The sequence below is a fragment of the Saccharothrix sp. S26 genome (assembly GCF_021390395.1).
Classification (GTDB): domain Bacteria; phylum Actinomycetota; class Actinomycetes; order Mycobacteriales; family Pseudonocardiaceae; genus Actinosynnema.
On sequence record NZ_JAJUWT010000014.1, the window covers coordinates 62,072 to 79,036 of the forward strand.

The 16,965-nt window shown below is 73.8% G+C and carries 13 protein-coding genes; 5 read left to right on the forward strand and 8 right to left on the reverse strand.

Annotation, left to right across the window (positions count from 1 at the left end):
• Positions 1–68 precede the first annotated feature (68 nt).
• Both LZG04_RS23105 and LZG04_RS41930 read left to right on the forward strand, forming a co-directional pair.
• Positions 69–908 carry a LysR family transcriptional regulator gene (locus LZG04_RS23105; protein WP_233820033.1) on the forward strand — a complete coding sequence of 280 codons (840 nt, stop codon included), beginning with the start codon at positions 69–71 and terminating at the stop codon, positions 906–908.
• Positions 909–917: 9 nt separating this feature from the next.
• Positions 918–1,043 carry a hypothetical protein gene (locus LZG04_RS41930; RefSeq protein ID WP_267937654.1) on the forward strand — a complete coding sequence of 42 codons (126 nt, stop codon included), beginning with the start codon at positions 918–920 and terminating at the stop codon, positions 1,041–1,043.
• A gap of 7 nt (positions 1,044–1,050) precedes the next feature.
• Here LZG04_RS41930 and LZG04_RS23110 read toward each other — a convergent pair whose 3' ends face one another.
• Both LZG04_RS23110 and LZG04_RS23115 read right to left on the reverse strand, forming a co-directional pair.
• A complete protein-coding gene (locus tag LZG04_RS23110; protein WP_233820035.1) occupies positions 1,051–2,271 on the reverse strand; it encodes an MFS transporter in 1,221 nt (406 codons plus the stop codon).
• A 51-nt stretch (positions 2,272–2,322) separates the two neighbouring features.
• Positions 2,323–4,218 carry an Hsp70 family protein gene (locus LZG04_RS23115; RefSeq protein WP_233820037.1) on the reverse strand — a complete coding sequence of 632 codons (1,896 nt, stop codon included), beginning with the start codon at positions 4,216–4,218 and terminating at the stop codon, positions 2,323–2,325.
• A gap of 75 nt (positions 4,219–4,293) precedes the next feature.
• On the opposite strand from LZG04_RS23115, the gene LZG04_RS23120 reads away from it, so the two are divergent.
• A complete protein-coding gene (locus LZG04_RS23120; protein WP_233820038.1) occupies positions 4,294–8,838 on the forward strand; it encodes an ATP-dependent helicase in 4,545 nt (1,514 codons plus the stop codon).
• A 367-nt stretch (positions 8,839–9,205) separates the two neighbouring features.
• Here LZG04_RS23120 and LZG04_RS23125 read toward each other — a convergent pair whose 3' ends face one another.
• Positions 9,206–10,201, reverse strand: coding sequence for a 1-aminocyclopropane-1-carboxylate deaminase (locus tag LZG04_RS23125; RefSeq protein WP_233820039.1), 996 nt, complete (start codon positions 10,199–10,201; stop codon positions 9,206–9,208).
• Between the two features lies 1 nt (position 10,202).
• Positions 10,203–10,853 (reverse strand): GntR family transcriptional regulator, encoded by a 651-nt coding sequence (locus LZG04_RS23130; RefSeq protein ID WP_233820040.1) that lies wholly within the window; start codon positions 10,851–10,853, stop codon positions 10,203–10,205.
• Between the two features lie 87 nt (positions 10,854–10,940).
• Between LZG04_RS23130 and LZG04_RS23135 the strand changes: the two genes are divergently transcribed.
• A complete protein-coding gene (locus tag LZG04_RS23135) occupies positions 10,941–12,164 on the forward strand; it encodes an epoxide hydrolase family protein (protein ID WP_233820041.1) in 1,224 nt (407 codons plus the stop codon).
• Positions 12,165–12,188: 24 nt separating this feature from the next.
• Here LZG04_RS23135 and LZG04_RS23140 read toward each other — a convergent pair whose 3' ends face one another.
• Both LZG04_RS23140 and LZG04_RS23145 read right to left on the reverse strand, forming a co-directional pair.
• Entirely contained in the window at positions 12,189–13,316 is a 1,128-nt protein-coding gene (locus LZG04_RS23140) for a hypothetical protein (RefSeq protein ID WP_233820042.1), read from the reverse strand.
• Positions 13,317–13,408: 92 nt separating this feature from the next.
• On the reverse strand, positions 13,409–14,119 hold the full coding sequence (locus LZG04_RS23145) for a VOC family protein (RefSeq protein WP_233820043.1): 711 nt from the start codon (positions 14,117–14,119) through the stop codon (positions 13,409–13,411).
• A 23-nt stretch (positions 14,120–14,142) separates the two neighbouring features.
• On the opposite strand from LZG04_RS23145, the gene LZG04_RS23150 reads away from it, so the two are divergent.
• Positions 14,143–15,717: an alkaline phosphatase D family protein gene (locus tag LZG04_RS23150; protein ID WP_233820044.1), complete on the forward strand. Its 1,575-nt coding sequence runs from the start codon at positions 14,143–14,145 to the stop codon at positions 15,715–15,717.
• A 50-nt stretch (positions 15,718–15,767) separates the two neighbouring features.
• Here the strand turns inward: LZG04_RS23150 and LZG04_RS23155 are convergent, their stop codons facing one another.
• Together LZG04_RS23155 and LZG04_RS23160 are read right to left on the reverse strand one after the other, a co-directional pair.
• Entirely contained in the window at positions 15,768–16,535 is a 768-nt protein-coding gene (locus LZG04_RS23155; protein ID WP_233820046.1) for a maleylpyruvate isomerase family mycothiol-dependent enzyme, read from the reverse strand.
• A complete protein-coding gene (locus tag LZG04_RS23160) occupies positions 16,532–16,945 on the reverse strand; it encodes an SAV_6107 family HEPN domain-containing protein (protein WP_233820048.1) in 414 nt (137 codons plus the stop codon). Before LZG04_RS23160 ends, LZG04_RS23155 begins: the two co-directional genes overlap by 4 nt.
• Positions 16,946–16,965: the final 20 nt, after the last annotated feature.

The following is a 16,965-nucleotide window of genomic DNA, read 5'->3' on the forward strand; positions in this document are numbered from 1 at the left end:
GTCGAGACTCGTCGCCGGGCCGGGCCCGAACAACGGCGGAGATCGCATGGAACGATAACCTGACGGTTATGGAACGCCGTGACCTGGAGGTCTTCCTGGCGCTGGCCGAGGAGCTGCACTTCAGCCGCACCGCCGAGCGGCTCCACGTCTCCCAGGCGCGCGTCAGCCAATCCGTCAAGCAGCTGGAACGCCGCATCGGCGCGCCGCTGTTCGAGCGGACCAGCCGCCGGGTCGCGCTCACGCCCATCGGCCGACGCCTGCGCGACGACCTGGCACCGGCCTACCAGCAGATCGTGGACGGCATAGCGCGCGCTGTGGAGTCCGCACGCGGCACGTCGCTGCTGCGCGTCGGCTTCGAAGCACCTGCCGTCGCCGATCTCGTCGGCCACGTCCTCGACACGTTCCGCGCCCGTCACCCGGACAGCGAGGTGCGCGTGCGCGAAGCGCCGTTCACCGACCCGTTCTCACTGCTCAGGGCTGACGAGGTGGACGTGCTGGTGACGTTGTTCCCGGTCGACGAGCCGGACCTGACGCCCGGCCCGGTCGTCCTCGAAGAGCCGCTGGTGCTCGCCGTGGCCGACACGCACCCGTTCACGCGGCAGGAGGTCGTGACGCTGGAGGACCTGGCCCGCGACACTGTCTTCCGCGCCGCCTACTGGCGTGACACGACCCCCGAGGGCGCGCCGATCAAGCGCGGCCGGGACGTCACGACCTTCCAGGAACTTCTCACCGCGATCGCCGACGGCGAGGGCGTCAGCCCGCTGGGCGCGCACGCGGCCGGCTACTTCGCCCGCCCCAGGGTCGCGTTCCTGCCGCTGGTGGGCGCGCCCCGGCTGGCGTGGGGCATGGTCTGGCGCACGGCGGGCGAGACGGTCCGGGTGCGCGAGTTCGCGGCGGCCGCGCGCTAACCTCGACCCGTGCTGTTGTTGCAGGAAGACCCCACGGGCATGTCGTCGCCGATCGCCACGGTCGCGGTGATCGCCGGGCTCGTCGCGGCGATCGTGGTCGGCCTGCGCGCGCTCTGGCACAACCGCAAGCGCTGACCACCCGTCAGCGCACCCGCTGCAACGACGCGAACAGGCACGTCACCAGCAGGGGCAGCGCGGTGAACCCGATGACCAGGCCCAGCGCGGCGTAGGACCACGCGGTCACCACGATGCCCGCCGTGACGCCGCCGAGCGCGCCGCCCGCGTTCATGCACAGGTCGGACAGGCCCTGCGCGGCCGGCCGGTCCACCACGTCCACCGACTCGGTGAGCAGCGCCGAACCCGCCACCACGCCCGCCGACCAGCCGAACGCCAGCAGCGCCAGCCCGGCGGCCAGCTGCGGCGCGTCGTGCGACGGCGCCATGCCCGCGATGCCGGACGCGGCGACCACGAGCGCCGCGCCGATCGCCAGCACCGGCACCCGGCCGAGCCGGTCGGCCATCCACCCGAACAGCGGGCTGGCCGCGTACATCGCGGCGACGTGCAGGCTGATCACCACGCCCACGACCCGCAACGACGAGCCCGCGTGGTCCATGTGCACGGGGGTCATCGACATCAGGCCCACCATCGCGGTGTGGCACAGCGTCACGCCGCCCAGCGCGAGCTTCCCGGCGGGCGGCAGGGACCGCCACACCGCCACCGACCGCTTGGTGACGGCCGGAGGCGCGACGACGGCGGACTTCGCCAGCGCCAGCGGGTCGGGCCGCAGGAACCGCAGGACGACCAGCGCGGCCAGGCCGAACAGCGCGGCCGACAGCAGGTACGGCCCCGCGCCCACGGGCAGCCCCAGCCGCACGGCCGCCTGCCCCGCCGGGTCGGCCAGGTTCGGCCCGGCCACCGCGCCGATCGTGGCCGCCCACACCACCAGCGCCAGCGAGCGCGCTCGGCGGTGCGGTGGGGCCAGGTCCGCGCCCGCGTACCGGGCGGCGAGGTTCGCGCTGGACGCCGCACCGAACAGCACGAGCGCGACCAGCAGCACCTGCCAGGAGCCGAGCACCACGGCGCACGCCGCCACCGCCGCGCCGCCCGCGCCCGCGCCGTAGCCCAGGACCAGCGCGGGACGGCGTCCGCTGCGGGCCGCCAACCGCGCCGCGGGCAGCGCGAACGCGGCCGCGCCGAGCACCGCGGCGGTCTGCGCCATCCCGCCGACCGCGTCGGAGTCGGCGAGCACGGCCGCGATCAGCGTGCTCACCGCCAGGCCGATGGTGACGCCGGCCGCGCCGAGGACCTGGGTCACCGCCAGCACCCGCAGGACCCTGCGCTGCACGACGTCGACCCCGGTCATGATCTTGACTGTGCCAGGCGGGACCGGGCCCTACCAGCCACCGTCCGGGTCTCAGGTGCCGGGTTGGACCGCAGCCTCGAAGAAGTCGGCCACCTGGTCGGCGGTCAGCTCCTCGCCACCGCTCCTGGTCACGATGCCCAGCAGCGGCAGGTCGTCGGCGGTGAACACGAGCAGCCCCAGCCCGCCGTCCGCGGCGGCCCGGTACTTGCCGGTCAGGCCGTTGCCCGCCCACCGCGCCTCGACCATGTCTGCCTTGAGCGAGCGCACCACGGCCTCCGCGCCGTGCTGCGCGCCGATCACCGTCTCGGTGAGGACGTACTGGACCGAGTAGTCGTCCTTCACCGCGCAGCTGACCACGGTGCCCTTGATGCCGTCGACGCCGCCCACGCCGGGCGTGCCGCCGGCCTTGCACGTGCTGGTGTCCGGGACCGTGCCCGCGAGCAGGCGCAGGCACTCGGTGAAGCCCTTGTCGTCCTGCTGGGTGTCGCTCTTGCACTCCTGCGCGCTGGGCACGTCCACCCCGCTGAACGCGAAGATCCCGCCGACCACGGCCGCCACGAGCACCACCACCGCGCCCGCCGCGATCAGCAGCGTCTTGCGGTCGGGCTTCTTCTTCGACCCGGCCCGCGGGCGCGTGCCGACGGACGGGAAGTTGAACTGCTGCGGCCCGGTCTGCGGGTAGACCTGGTAGGGCCCGCTGACCGCCGGGTTGACCTGGTACGCGCCGCTCGCGCTCGGGTTGACCTGGTAGGGGCCGCTGACCGCCGGGTTCACCGGGTGCGCGCCGCTGACCGCGGGGTTGGCCTGGTACCCGGCGGGCGGGGTCACCGGCTTGGTGACGACCGTGTCGGGCTCCCTGGGCCTGGTCGGCTCCTGGGAGCGCGGCGTCACGCCGTTCTTGGGCACGTGGTGCGCGCCCAGAGCGACCGCCGTCTCGGGCTGGTCCAGGCTCGTCGGCACGATCCGCACCTGCTCGGCGATCATGTTCGCGACCAGCGGGATCCGGCTCGCCCCGCCCACCAGGTAGATGCCCGCGAGCTGGTTGGGCGCCATGCCGGTGGAGCGGATCGTGGACTCCAGCAGCTCCACGCTGCGCATCATGCTCGGCCGGACCAGCGCTTCCAGGTCGGAGCGGTTGACCAGCACGTCCTCGAACGGCTCCGGCATCGGCACCTCGGTGTGCGCGTGCCGCGACAGCGACTCCTTGGCCGCGCGCACGTCCTCCTGCAACGTGCGGCGGGCCCGGCGGTCGGCGGTCGACTCGGGGCGCAGCAGCCGCTGCCAGGCCGCCGGGTCGCGGTGCGAGACCTGCCGGCCGACGTGCTCCAGCAGCGCCTGGTCGACGTCCAGGCCGCCCAGGTCGGGCAGGCCGTCCTCGGCGAGCACGGTGAAGCCGCTCTGGGTCGCGCCGACGATGGCCACGTCGAACGTGCCCGCGCCCAGGTCGTAGACCGCCAGCGCCTGGCCGACGGACAGCGAGGCGTAGTGCGAGGCGGCGGCGACCGGCTCGGGCACCAGCACGACCTCGGCGTTCACGCCCGCCAGGCGGGCCGCGGACAGCAGCACGTTGCGGCGCGTCGGGCCCCACTGCGCGGGGTGGGTGAGGCGGACCTCGTCCAGCGGCTCGCCGCCGAGCTGGCGGGTGGTCTCGTCCAGCACGCGGCGCAGCACGGCGGCCAGCGCGTCGGTGACCGGGACCACGTTGTCGCCCAGGAGCAGCACGCCGTCGTCCACCCGGCGCTTGGGGTTGGGCTCGAAGCGGGCGGGGTCGAGGCGGGCGCGGCGCTCGGCGTCGCGGCCGACGACCAGCGTGCCGTCCTCCTCGCAGTAGACGGCCGACGGCATGGTGGCCGAGCCGTCGACCTCCACGACCCGGGGCGGCCGCCCGTGCGCGGCGAGCACCGCGACGGTGTTGGAAGTGCCCAGGTCGACGGACAGGACGCGCACGGTGACCCCTTCGGTTCGAACGGAGTGATCGTGCCACAACCGAAAAATGTCGGACCCCTGGTTCAGTATGTGGGGGTGGATGTTCTGGCCTCGTTCTCCCCCGCGACCCGGCAGTGGTTCGCCGGGGCCTTCGCCGCGCCCACGGCGGCGCAGGCGGGCGCGTGGGAGGCGGCGGCCGCGGGTGAGCACGCGCTGGTCATCGCGCCCACCGGGTCGGGCAAGACGCTGGCCGCGTTCCTCTGGGCGCTGGACCGGCTGGCGTCGGAGCCCAAGCCCGCCGAGCCCAGGCGCCGGTGCCGGGTGCTGTACGTCTCGCCGCTGAAGGCGCTGGCGGTGGACGTGGAGCGCAACCTCCGCGCACCGCTGGCGGGCATCCGGCAGGCCTCGCACCGGCTGTCGCTGCCCGAACCGGACATCACCGTCGGCATGCGCACGGGCGACACCCCCGCGGACGCCCGGCGCGCGTTCGCCCGCACACCGCCGGACGTGCTGGTCACCACGCCCGAGTCGCTGTTCCTGGTGCTCACCTCGGCCGCGCGCGACTCGTTGCGCGGTGTCGAGACGGTGATCGTCGACGAGGTGCACGCGGTCGCGGGCACGAAGCGCGGCGCGCACCTGGCGCTGTCGCTGGAACGGCTGGACGCGCTGCTGGAGCGGCCCGCCCAGCGGATCGGGCTGTCCGCGACCGTGCGGCCGGTCGAGGAGGTGGGCGCGTTCCTCGCGGGCGGTCGTCCGGTGCGGGTCGTGCAGCCGAAGACGGCCAAGACGATCGAGGTGCGCGTCGAGGTGCCGGTCGAGGACATGTCGACGCTCGGCGAGCCGACCGGCGAGGTGTCGGGGTCGGCGGCGGGCGCGGAGCAGCGGACGTCGATCTGGCCCTCGGTGGAGCAGCGGGTGCTGGAGCTGGTCCGGCAGCACCGGTCGACCATCGTGTTCGCCAACTCGCGGCGGCTGGCCGAGCGGCTCACCGCGCGGCTCAACGAGCTCGCCGAGGAGGCCGCGGAGCTGGAGCGGTTCCCGGCCGAGGCACCCGGCCAGTCCGGCGTCACCACCCAGCGCTCGGCCGCGATCGCCCGCGCCCACCACGGCTCCATGTCGCGCGAGCAGCGGGTGGTGGTCGAGGAGGAGCTGAAGTCCGGCCGGCTGCCGTGCGTGGTGGCCACGTCGTCGCTGGAACTGGGCATCGACATGGGCGCGGTCGACCTGGTGGTGCAGGTGGAGGCACCGCCCACGGTGGCGTCCGGCCTGCAACGCGTCGGCCGCGCCGGGCACCAGGTGGGCGCGGTGTCGCGCGGGGTGATGTTCCCCAAGTTCCGGGGCGACCTGGTGTCGTGCGCGGTGGTGGCCGAGCGGATGCGCGACGGCGCGATCGAGGCCGTCCGGTACCCGCGCAACCCGCTGGACGTGCTGGCGCAGCACGTCGTGGCGATGGTGGCGATGGAGACGTGGACGGTCGAGTCGCTGTCCGGGCTGGTCCGGCGGGCCGCGCCGTTCGCCGCGCTGCCGGAGTCGGCGTTGCAGGCGGTGCTGGACATGCTCGCGGGCCGGTACCCGAGCGAGGAGTTCGGCGAGCTGAGGCCCCGCATCACGTGGGACCGGATCACGGGCGAGCTGCGCGGCAGGCCGGGTGCACAGCGGCTGGCGGTGACCTCCGGCGGCACGATCCCCGACCGCGGCCTGTTCGCGGTGATGACGCCGCCGTCCGAGCGCGGCCCCGGCTCGCGGGTCGGCGAGCTGGACGAGGAGATGGTCTACGAGTCGCGGGTCGGCGACACGTTCCTGCTGGGCACGTCGTCGTGGCGGGTCGAGGACATCACCCACGACCGGGTGATCGTGGTGCCCGCGCCGGGTCAGCCCGCGCGGATGCCGTTCTGGAAGGGCGACGCGCCGGGCCGTCCGCTGGAGCTGGGGCGGGCGTTGGGGAAGTTCCTGCGCGAGGTGTCCACGATGGAGGACGCGAAGGCCGCCGAGCGGACCGCGTCGGCCGGGCTGGACGCGTGGGCGACCTCGAACCTGCTGGCCTACCTGGGCGAGCAGCGTGAGGCGACCAGGCACGTGCCCAACGACCGGGTCGTGCTGGTGGAGCGGTTCCGCGACGAGCTGGGCGACTGGCGGCTGGTGGTGCACTCGCCGTTCGGCGCGCAGGTCAACGCGCCGTGGGCGCTGGCGATCGCGGCCCGGCTGCGGGAACGGCGCGGCATCGAGGTGCAGGCGGCGCACTCGGACGACGGGATCGTGATCCGGCTGCCCGACGCGGTCGACCTGGACGGCGCGCAGGTCGTGGCCGGTGCGGACGACGTGCTGCTCGACCCGGAAGAGGTCGAGCAGGTCGTGGTGGCCGAGGTCGGCGGCTCGGCGTTGTTCGCGGCCCGGTTCCGGGAGTGCGCGGCGCGGTCGCTGCTGCTGCCCCGGCGTGATCCGCGCAAGCGCTCGCCGTTGTGGCAGCAGCGGCAGCGGGCGGCGCAGCTGCTGTCGGTGGCGGCGAAGTACGAGAGCTTCCCGGTCGTGCTGGAGGCCATGCGCGAGGTCCTGCAGGACGTGTACGACGTGCCGGGGCTGCGGGAGCTGATGACCGACATCCGGGCCCGGCGGGTGCGCGTGGTGGAGGTGGAGACCCCGTCGCCGTCGCCGTTCGCGCGCAGCCTGCTGTTCGGCTACGTCGGCATGTTCCTCTACGAGGCGGACGCGCCGCTGGCCGAGCGGCGGGCGGCGGCGTTGTCGCTGGACTCGGCGTTGCTGGCGGAGCTGCTGGGGTCGGAGGCGATCCGGGAGCTGCTCGACCCGGAGGTGGTCGAGGAGGTCGAGCGCAACCTCCAGCGCCTCGCGCCCGACCGGCACGCGCGTGACGTCGAGGGTGCGGCGGACCTGCTGCGGTTCCTGGGCGACCTGTCCGAGGCCGAGGCGCTGGCCCGGGGCGTGCGGCCGGAGTGGCTGGCCGACCTGGTGGCGCAACGGCGCGCGATCCGGGTGCGCATCGCGGGCGAGGACCGGGTGATCACGATCGAGGACGCGGGCCGGGTGCGTGACGCGTTGGGCGTGGCGCTGCCGGTGGGCGTGCCGGAGGTGTTCACCGAGCCGGTGGCCGACCCGTTGGGCGACCTGCTGTCGCGGTACGCGCGGACGCACGGGCCGTTCCCCGCGGTGGAGGCGGCGGAGCGGTTCGGGCTGGGCGTGGCCGTGGTGACCGGCGTGCTGGAGCGGATGGCGGCAACCGGGCGGCTGGTGCGCGGCGAGCTCAGACCCGGTGGCACGCACACCGAGTACTGCGACGCCGAGGTGCTGCGGCGGTTGCGGCGGGCGTCGCTGGCCCGGTTGCGGGCCGAGGTGGAGCCCGTGGAGCCCGCCGCGCTGGGCCGGTTCCTGCCGTCCTGGCACGGGGTGGGTCGGCGGCTGCGGTCCGCGCCGACCGTGGACGACGTGTACTCGGTGGTCGAGCAGCTCGCGGGCGCGCCGTTGCCCGCGAGCGCGGTGGAGTCGCTGGTGCTGCCCGCGCGGCTGCCCGGCTACCGCCCCGCGCTGCTGGACGAGCTGACCGCGTCCGGTGAGGTGACGTGGACCGGGTGCGGCTCGCTGGCCGGTGGTGACGGCTGGATCGCGTTGGCGCCGACGGACGTGGCCGACCTGCTGCTGCCCGACCTGGTGCCGGAGGCGATGCCGGACTCGTCGCTGCACACCGCCGTGGTGGAGGCGTTGGGCGGCGGCGCGTTGTTCTTCCGGCAACTGGTCGACCGGGTGTCGTTGCACGGTCCGACGACCGACACCGAGGTCGTCGGCGCGCTGTGGGACCTGGTGTGGGCGGGTGTCGTCACGAACGACACCCTCGCGCCGCTGCGGGCGCTGGTCGCGGGTGGCGGCACCGCGCACAAACCCCGGCGGACCGCGCCACGCGGCCGGTACGCGCGGATGCGTGCGGCCAGACCGGACCTGCCCAGCCGCACCGGGCCGCCGACCGTGGCGGGCCGGTGGTCGCTGGCCGTCGTGCCGGTCACCGACGCGACCCGGCGGGCACACGCGCGGGCCGAGGCGTTCCTGGAACGGCACGGCGTGCTGACGCGGGGCGCGTTGGACACCGAGCGGGTGACCGGCGGGTTCAGCGCCGTGTACCGGGTGCTGCGGGCGATGGAGGAGTCCGGGCAGGTGGTGCGCGGTTACGTGGTCGAGGGGCTGGGCGCGGCGCAGTTCGCGGCCCGGGGCGCGGTGGACCGGCTGCGCGCGTCGTCCCGCCCGCCCGGCCAGGAGCACACCGCCACACCGGAAGCCGTGGTCCTGGCCGCCGCCGACCCGGCCCAGCCCTACGGCGCCGCGCTGCCGTGGCCGGACCTGTCGGGCGAGGGCAAGCACCGGCCGGGCCGCAAGTCCGGCGCACTGGTCGTGCTGGTGGACGGCCAGGCCACGCTCTACGTGGAGCGGGGCGGCCGGTCGCTGCTGTCGTTCACCGAGCAGGAGGACGCCCTGCGCGCCGCCGCCCAAGCCCTGAGCCGAGCCGTGCGCGACGGCTGGCTGGGCCAACTGGCCGTGCAGCGGGCGGACGGCGAAGTGGCCCTGGGTTCCCACCTGGCCGGCATCCTCCAAGAAGCAGGCTTCCGCGCCACCCCCAAGGGCCTGCGACTACGCGCATGACCGAAAGATCAAAGACCCACCATCCCCCGACCCGAGATCACCCGAAAGAGCACCGCCCCCCGGGAACTTTCGACCACACCATTCAAGTTGCCGGAATGAAAGGAGGCGGCAGCGCACGGCGACCCAATCACCCGACGAACCACGACCCCCGCCACCGACCACAACGCCCTCCCGCGCCCCGCAGCCAACCTCCCGCGCCCCGCACCGGGCTCACGCGACTTGCGCCGGGCTCACGCGACTTGCGCGAACAGCGGGTGCGACCTCCGCGAGCAAGCACACGCGACCTGCCAGAGCGGCTTCGGGCGACCGGCGGCGGGCTAAGCGGTCACCCGTCGCCCGAAGCCCGTCGCCTGAAGCCCGTCGCCCCTCAGCGGAACAGGGAGCTGTAGGCGTTGAGGGCCGGTTGGCCGCCCAGGTGGGCGTACAGGACCGTGGCGTCGCGCGGGATCTCGCCGGTCGAGACCAGCTCCACCAAGCCCGCCAACGACTTGCCCTCGTACACCGGGTCGGTGATCATGCCCTCCAGTCGGGCGCCGAGCTTCATCGCGTCCAGGGTGGACTCCCCCGGCACGCCGTAGATGCCCTCGTGGAACCGGTCGTCGAGGATGACGTCGTCGTCGGTCACCTCGACGCCCAGCAGGCCCGCCGTGTTCTTGGCGATGCGCGTGACCTGGTCGCGCGTGTCGCACGGCTCGGCGGAGGCGTCGATGCCGATCACCCGCCGGTCGCTGCCCGCGAACCCGGCCACCATGCCCGCCTGCGTGCTGCCGGTCACCGAGCACACGACGATCGTGTCGAACCGCACGCCCAACTCGGCCTCCTGCCGCTCGACCTCGGCCGCCCAGCCGGCGAACCCGAGGCCGCCCAGCGGGTGGTCCGACGCGCCCGCCGGGATGGCGTAGGGCTTGCCGCCCGCGGCGCGCACGTCCTCGATGGCCTGCTCCCACGCGGGTTTGACGCCGATGCCGAAGCCCGCTTCCACCAGCCTCACCTCGGCGCCCATCAGGCGGCTGAGCAGGATGTTGCCCACCCGGTCGTAGACGGCGTCCGGCCAGTCGACCCAGCTCTCCTGCACCAGCACGCACTTCAGCCCGGCGCGCGCCGCGGCGGCGGCGACTTGGCGCGTGTGGTTGGACTGCACCCCGCCGATGGACACCAACGTGTCGCACCCCGTGGCCAGCGCCTCGGCCACCAGGTACTCCAGCTTGCGCGTCTTGTTGCCGCCGTAGGCCAACCCGGAGTTGCAGTCCTCGCGCTTGGCCCACACCCGCGCGCCACCGAGGTGCCTGGTCAGCCGTTCCAGCTCGTGCACCGGGGACGGGCCGAAGGTCAGCGGGAAGCGGTCGAAATCGGCCAGTGCCATGTCAGTTCTCCTCAACCGGGACCGACAGCAGGTCGGCCAACGTCGCCCAGTTCCGCTCGACCAGCCGCGCCGCGAGGTCGGCGTCGGCCGCGGCGAAAGCGGTGATGATCTCGTCGTGCATGGCCACCGAGTGGCGGCCGGTCGGCGCGGCGAACCGCAGCCGTTCCAGGCGGCGGACGAGCGGGGTGTACCGCTCGATGGTGGCCGTCACGGCGAAGTTGCCGGCCCGCCGCACGGCCACCGCGTGGAACTCGTCGTCCGCGGCCAGCGCGGCGGGCACGTCACCGGTGGCCAAGGCGCGGGCGAACGTCGTGTTCGCGGCACGCATGGCGTCGAGGTCGGCCTCCACGACGCTCGGCACGGCCAGCCGGGCGGCGAGCGCGTGCATGGACTGCACGACCACGTGCGCGTCCCGCACCGCCGCCGTGTCCAACGGCGTGACGCGCGTGTAGCTGTGCGGCTTGCTCTCGACCAACCCCTCGTCGGTCAGCCGGGCCAACGCCTCGCGCACCGGCGTCCGGGACAACCCCAGCCGTTCGGCCAGTTCCACGTCCTTGATCGGCACGCCCGGCGCCAGGTCGCCGCCCAGGATCGCCTCGCGGATCGCGCGCAGCGCCTGATCCCGGAACAACGCCCGACTAATATATTGCATACTGCCGGACTGTAGACCGATGTCCCCGTGATCGCCAGGCCGGGCGGTGTCCGGGCTCAGTTGAAGCGATCAGGTAAGGAAGTAGGCATGACCACGCCGCTGGAGCCCACCCCGATCCACGTGCCCGACGAGGTCCTCGACGACCTGCGCGCCCGGCTCGCGTCGACCCGGCCGCCCCTGGACGAGGGGAACGAGGACTGGTCCTACGGCGTGCCAAATGGTTACCTGCGCGAGCTGCTGGCCTACTGGCGCGACGGCTACGACTGGCGCAAGGCCGAGGCCGCCATCAACGCCTACGCGCACTACGAGGTGGACGTCGCCGGCGTCCCGGTGCACTTCATGCGCAAGCCCGGCCGCGGCCCCCGGCCGATCCCGTTGATCCTCACGCACGGCTGGCCGTGGACGTTCTGGCACTGGTCGAAGGTGATCGACCCGCTGGCCGACCCGGCCGCGTTCGGCGGCGACCCGGCGGACGCGTTCGACGTCATCGTGCCGTCCCTGCCCGGCTTCGGCTTCCCCGGCCCGCTCACCGGCTTCCCGGACGTGAACTTCTGGAAGGTCGCCGACCTCTGGCACACCCTGATGACCGAGATCCTCGGTCACGACAAGTACGCCGCCGGTGGCTGCGACATCGGCGGGATCGTCTCCAGCCAGCTCGGTCACAAGTACGCCGACGAGCTGTACGGCATCCACATCGGCTCGGGGCTGCCGCTGGACTTCTTCACCGGTCCCCGCGCCTGGGACTTCGCCCGGAACCGGCCGCTCACCGCCGACCAGCCCGCCGACGTCCGCGCCCGCACCATCGAGCTGGACCGCCGCTGGGCGTCCCACCTCACGGTGCACATGCTCGACGGGGCCACCCTCGCCCACGGGTTGAGCGACTCGCCCGCCGGACTGCTCGCCTGGCTGCTGGAGCGCTGGAACGCGTGGAGCGACAACGGCGGCGACGTCGAGTCCGTCTTCACCAAGGACGACCTGCTCACGCACGCCACGATCTACTGGGCGAACAACTCCATCGCCACCTCGATGCGCTACTACGCCAACGCCAACCGCTACCCCTGGACGCCGTCGCACGACCGCACCCCGGTCGTGCAGGCCCCGGTCGGCCTGACGTTCGTCACGTTCGAGAACCCGCCGGGCGTCCACACCGCCGAGGAGCGCGTGCGGGCGTTCGAGAACGGGCCGCTGGCCGGGTGGTTCAACCACGTCAACGTCAACGCCCACGACCGCGGCGGGCACTTCATCCCCTGGGAGAACCCCGACGCGTGGGTGGACGACCTGCGCCGCACCTTCCGGGGCCGCAGGCCCTGACCGGCGGGGCCGTTGGACCAGGGATCAGCCGCGCAGTGCCGGCACGCCGCCCCACGACGGTTCGAGCACGTGCAGCAGCCACGGCTGCGGGGAGTCCTCCGGCACGTCACGGTCCGGGTGGACCATCGCGAGCATGAGCGCGGGCACGCGCGGCAGGCCCACGGCGACGACCTCGCCGTCACCCGCCAGCCACGTCGTCCCCGTGTCGGCGATGTTGGCGATCAGGTCCGGGTTGGGCAGCGGGAACCGCACCACGGCCGTGCCGCCCGGCAGTTGGGCGAGACCGGCCACCTCGTGGCCGGACTCCCAGGGGAAGAGGGTGATCGGAACCGGGGTCCACCCGGTGGCGGACTCGGCGGCCGCCACCGCTTCGCGGTAGAGCTTGTCGATGAGCAGCGTGCTCGGCGTCATCAGGCCGGCGGCGACGATCAGGAGCCCACCGACCACCAGCCCGGCCGGCGTCAGCGGCCACAGGCTCAACGCCACGAGCACCGCGCCGACCGCGCCGCCGGCCGCGCACCACACCCAGGCGCGCGTGCCCCACCGGAAACCGCGCAACGCCCGTGCCACGGCCGGGTCGTCCAGCGGTCGGCCGATCAGGTGCGGTTCGCGTTCGCGGGGGCGTGCCTCGCCCTCGCCGGTGTCCACCCGCAGCGGGAACAGCCGGCACAGGCCCGCGACCCGCACCACCGCCCGGCCGTGCTCGTCCGGCCCGCACAGGAACACCTCCTGCCGGTCGAGCACCAGGTCCAGCCCGTCGGGCAGCGCACCGCGCAGGACGGTCGTCCCCTCCTCGGCGAAGATCAGGATCCGGTCCTCGTCCCACGTGCCGCCGCCGGCGACGACGGTCGCGGGGACGCGACGCCACGGTCGGTCGAGCAGCCCCCGCCGGCGTGGCGCGGTCTCGATCCGGTGCGCCAGCGGCAGCATGGCGAAGATCAGGCTGAACAGCAGGAGCACCACGACGGTCGCCACCGTGCCGGGGGTGGCATCGGGGAAGACGAGGAGGCTCACCGCGACGGCCAGGAGTCCCACGGCGACCGCGGCGGACCCGCGCGCGTAGGGGCGGAACTGGTCGAGGACCAGGCCGGTGGACCAGTCCTCGACCGCCGGGACGTCCGTGCGAGGTTCCAGGTACGCGGGTCGCACCACCGTTGCCCACCCCCAGACAGACCGGATCCTGGTCGCGCAGAGTACCCAATCGGCACGAATCGGACCGCGGATTTCGGCGACGCGGTGGGCGGTCAGCGCGGGGTGAGGACGCAGAACTCGTTGCCCTCCGGGTCGGCCAGCACCACCCACGGCACGTCGACCTGGCCCACGTCCGCCCGCACCGCGCCCCACGCCTCCAGCCGGGCCACCTCGGTGCGCAGGTCGCCGTCGGCGGGCGGCGCGAGGTCGAGGTGCAGCCGGTTCTTCACCGACTTCGGCTCGGCCACCTTCACGAACTCCAGCGACGGCCCGGCCTGTTGGGTCAACGACGCGAAGTCGTCGTGCTCGCGCGTCACCGGCAGCCCGGTCAGCCCGGCCCAGAACGCCACCTGCGCCCGCGGGTCGCGCGCGTCCACCACGACCGCCGCCACCGGTCCGGTGTGCGAGTACTCGTCACGCTGCTCCAGCACGCAGAACTCGTTGCCCTCCGGGTCGGCCAGCACCACCCACGGCACGTCGCCCTGCCCGATGTCGGCCGGTCGCGCGCCCAGGTCCACCGCCCGCGTCACGATCGCCTCCTGGTCCTGCGGCGAGGTCGACGCCAGGTCCAGGTGGACCCGGTTCTTCACCACCTTGGGGTCCTGGACGGGCACGAACACCAGCTGCTGCCCGTCGGCCAGCGCCACGTCCACCTCGTCGGAGTTCTCGTCGGTGATGGGCGTGCCCAGCAGTTCCGCGTAGAACCGGCCCAGCGCGGCGGGATCGGCTGAATCGACCACGACGTCGTGCCACCTCGTTGCCATGGTCCGAAGGTAACGTCTGCCCAATGGCTCAGCTGGTTCTCGGTCCGGTGCTGCGGCACGTCGACTCCACCTCGGCGACGGTGTGGGTCGAAACGGACGCCGCGTGCGAGGTCGCCGTCGCGGACCACCGGGCGGAGACGTTCCAGGTCGGCGAGCAGCACTTCGCCCTGGTGGTGGTGGAAGGGCTCACGCCCGGCACGACGACGCACTACGACGTGCGCATCGACGGTGACGTGGTGTGGCCGCGGCCGGACTCGCCGTTCCCGTCACCGCGCATCCGGACCACGCCGGTGCGGCGGCTGCTGTTCGGGTCGTGCCGCGCGGCCAAGGGCGAGGGCACGCCGGACAAGCTCGGACCGGACGCGCTGGACGCGTACGCGTTGCGGATGAAGGACGAGCCGGAGGACCGGTGGCCGGAAGCGCTGGTGCTGCTCGGCGACCAGGTCTACGCCGACGAGCCGACGCCGCGCATCCGGGAGTGGCTGGCCGAGCGCAGGCCGGAGCCGGCGGGCGAGGTGGTGTCGTTCCGGGAGTACGCGGAGCTGTACCACGAGTCGTGGGCCGACCCGGAGATCCGCTGGCTGATGTCCGTGGTGCCGACGTCGATGATCTTCGACGACCACGACGTGCGCGACGACTGGAACACCTCGCGGACGTGGCGCGAGCAGATGGCGGCCAAGCGCTGGTGGCCGGAGCGCATCCGGGCCGGGCTCGCGTCGTACTGGGTCTACCAGCACCTGGGCAACCTCAGCCCGCAGGAGCTGGCGGCCGACGAGCTGTACGCGAAGGTGCGGTCCACCGGCGGTGACGTGCAGGCGCTGCTGGAGGACTTCGCCGAGCGGGCCGACCAGGAGGTCGACGGCGGCAAGTCGACGCGGTGGAGCTACCGGCGCGACTTCGGCCGGGTGCGGCTGCTGGTGATCGACACGCGCAGCGGGCGCATCCTGTCCGGGCCGCGCCGGCTCATGGTCGGCGACGGCGAGTTCGACTGGATCGAGGCCAACGCGGTCGGTGACTTCGACCACCTGCTGATCGGCTCGTCGCTGCCGTGGCTGATGCCGCACGGGTTGAGCCACTTCCAGTCGTTGAACGAGCGGATGGCCGGCCTGCCGGGGTGGCGCGGCCGGGTGGGCGAGAAGGTGCGGCAGGTCGCGGACCTGGAGCACTGGCCCGCGTTCCGGGCGTCGTTCGAGCGGCTGGCCCGGCTGCTGGAGCGGATCTCGAAGTCCGACGACGCGCCCGGCACGGTGTGCGTGCTGTCGGGGGACGTGCACCACAGCTACGCGGCGCGGGCGACGTTCGCCACGTCGGTGGACGCGAAGGTGTACCAGCTCGTGTGCTCGCCGGTGCACAACGATCCGCCGTGGGTGTTCCGGCCCGCGTTCCGCCTGTCGTGGTCGAAGCCGATCGCGCGGGTGCTGCGGTGGTGGGCCGACCGGCGGGGCATCTCGCCGGACCCGGTGGCGTGGCACAAGCTCAGCGGCCCGCACTTCGGCAACTCGGTGGGCGTGCTGGAGATCGACGGTCGCGCGGCCCGGTTCCGGTTGGAGACGGCGACCGGTGACGGGTTGGCGGAAGTCGCCTCGTTGGCGCTGTGAGGGGTGCGCCCGCCGCCGGACGGGGTCGGGGACCGGCGGCGGGCGCACGTCTACTTGGTGGCCAGCCTCAGCAGCGCCCACAGCTGCGCGATCGCGTCGTGGTCGCCCGTGGTCGGGGGCAGGTCGCGGTCCGGGATGCGGCCCCACAGCCAGCGGTAGACCTGCATCGGCGTGCCGCTCACCCCGCCGTTCGCCGACGCGGCCTCCTCGTCGTCGGCGACGAGCCGGGCCACCGCCGGGTCGGGGCCGGTGGTGGCCAGCCACACCTTCCCGCCCGCGCGGATCGCCACCGTCCCCTCACGCGTGCCGCGCACGCCCAGGATGTCCAGCCGGTGCCCGAGCCACAGCGTGAGGATCTCGTCCACGCCGTCCTCGGCCACGTCGTCGTCCACGGGGTCGACCGGCAGCCCGGCCGCGGCCTGCACGTCCATCCGGTGCACGGTCGACTCGTGCGCCAGCCGCCGCGCCCAGAAGTTGTGGTTGCGCTCGGCGGGCCACCACGTCTCGCACGGGTCGTCCGGCCCGTGCGCCCGCAACGCGCGCACCAGCGGCGGCACGCCCGCGCGGACGTACTCCGACAGCTCCTGCCCCGGCTCCGGGTCCTGCTGCCACACCAAGGGCTGGCTGCCTTCCCTCAGCCACGTCGACACCATCCGGTACGTGCTGCCCACGTGCCGGGCCGTCTCCCCGAGGTTGAGCCCGGGGCACGCGGGCACCTGGCGTTCCGGGCGCTGTCCCTCGGCCGACGCCGCCAGGCGCTCGGCTTCGGCCTCCAGCACGTCGATCAGGCGGTCGTAGGCGAGAAGTCCCCTGCTCACAGTCCGTCCTCGTACATGATCTCGTCGACCAGCTCGGTGAACTGCGCCGCTTGGCGCACCAGGTCGTCGGCTGCGCGCTGGGTGACCTGCCTGGTGATGCCCGCCAGCACGGCCGCGCGCGTCGCCGAGCACTCGGCGAAGAACGCGGCCCACTCGCGCAGCTCCGGCGCGAGGGAGGGCAGCAGGACCCACACGCTGGTCGGCTTGGCCCGGCCCCGGTGGGGTCGGCCCCTAGCCGCCAGCACGGCCGCCGCGGCCCGCATCGCGGCCAGGTAGGCCGTGGCGAAGCGGGTGGGCGGGCTCGGGTCGCGTTCGGCCTCGGCCAGGCACTCGCGGGCTTGGCCGAGCAGGGTCACCGCCGACGCCGGTGGCAGGGGGAGGGGAATGCGGCGGGGGAAGGTCTGAGTCATCTCGCGGCCTCCTCGCGGCG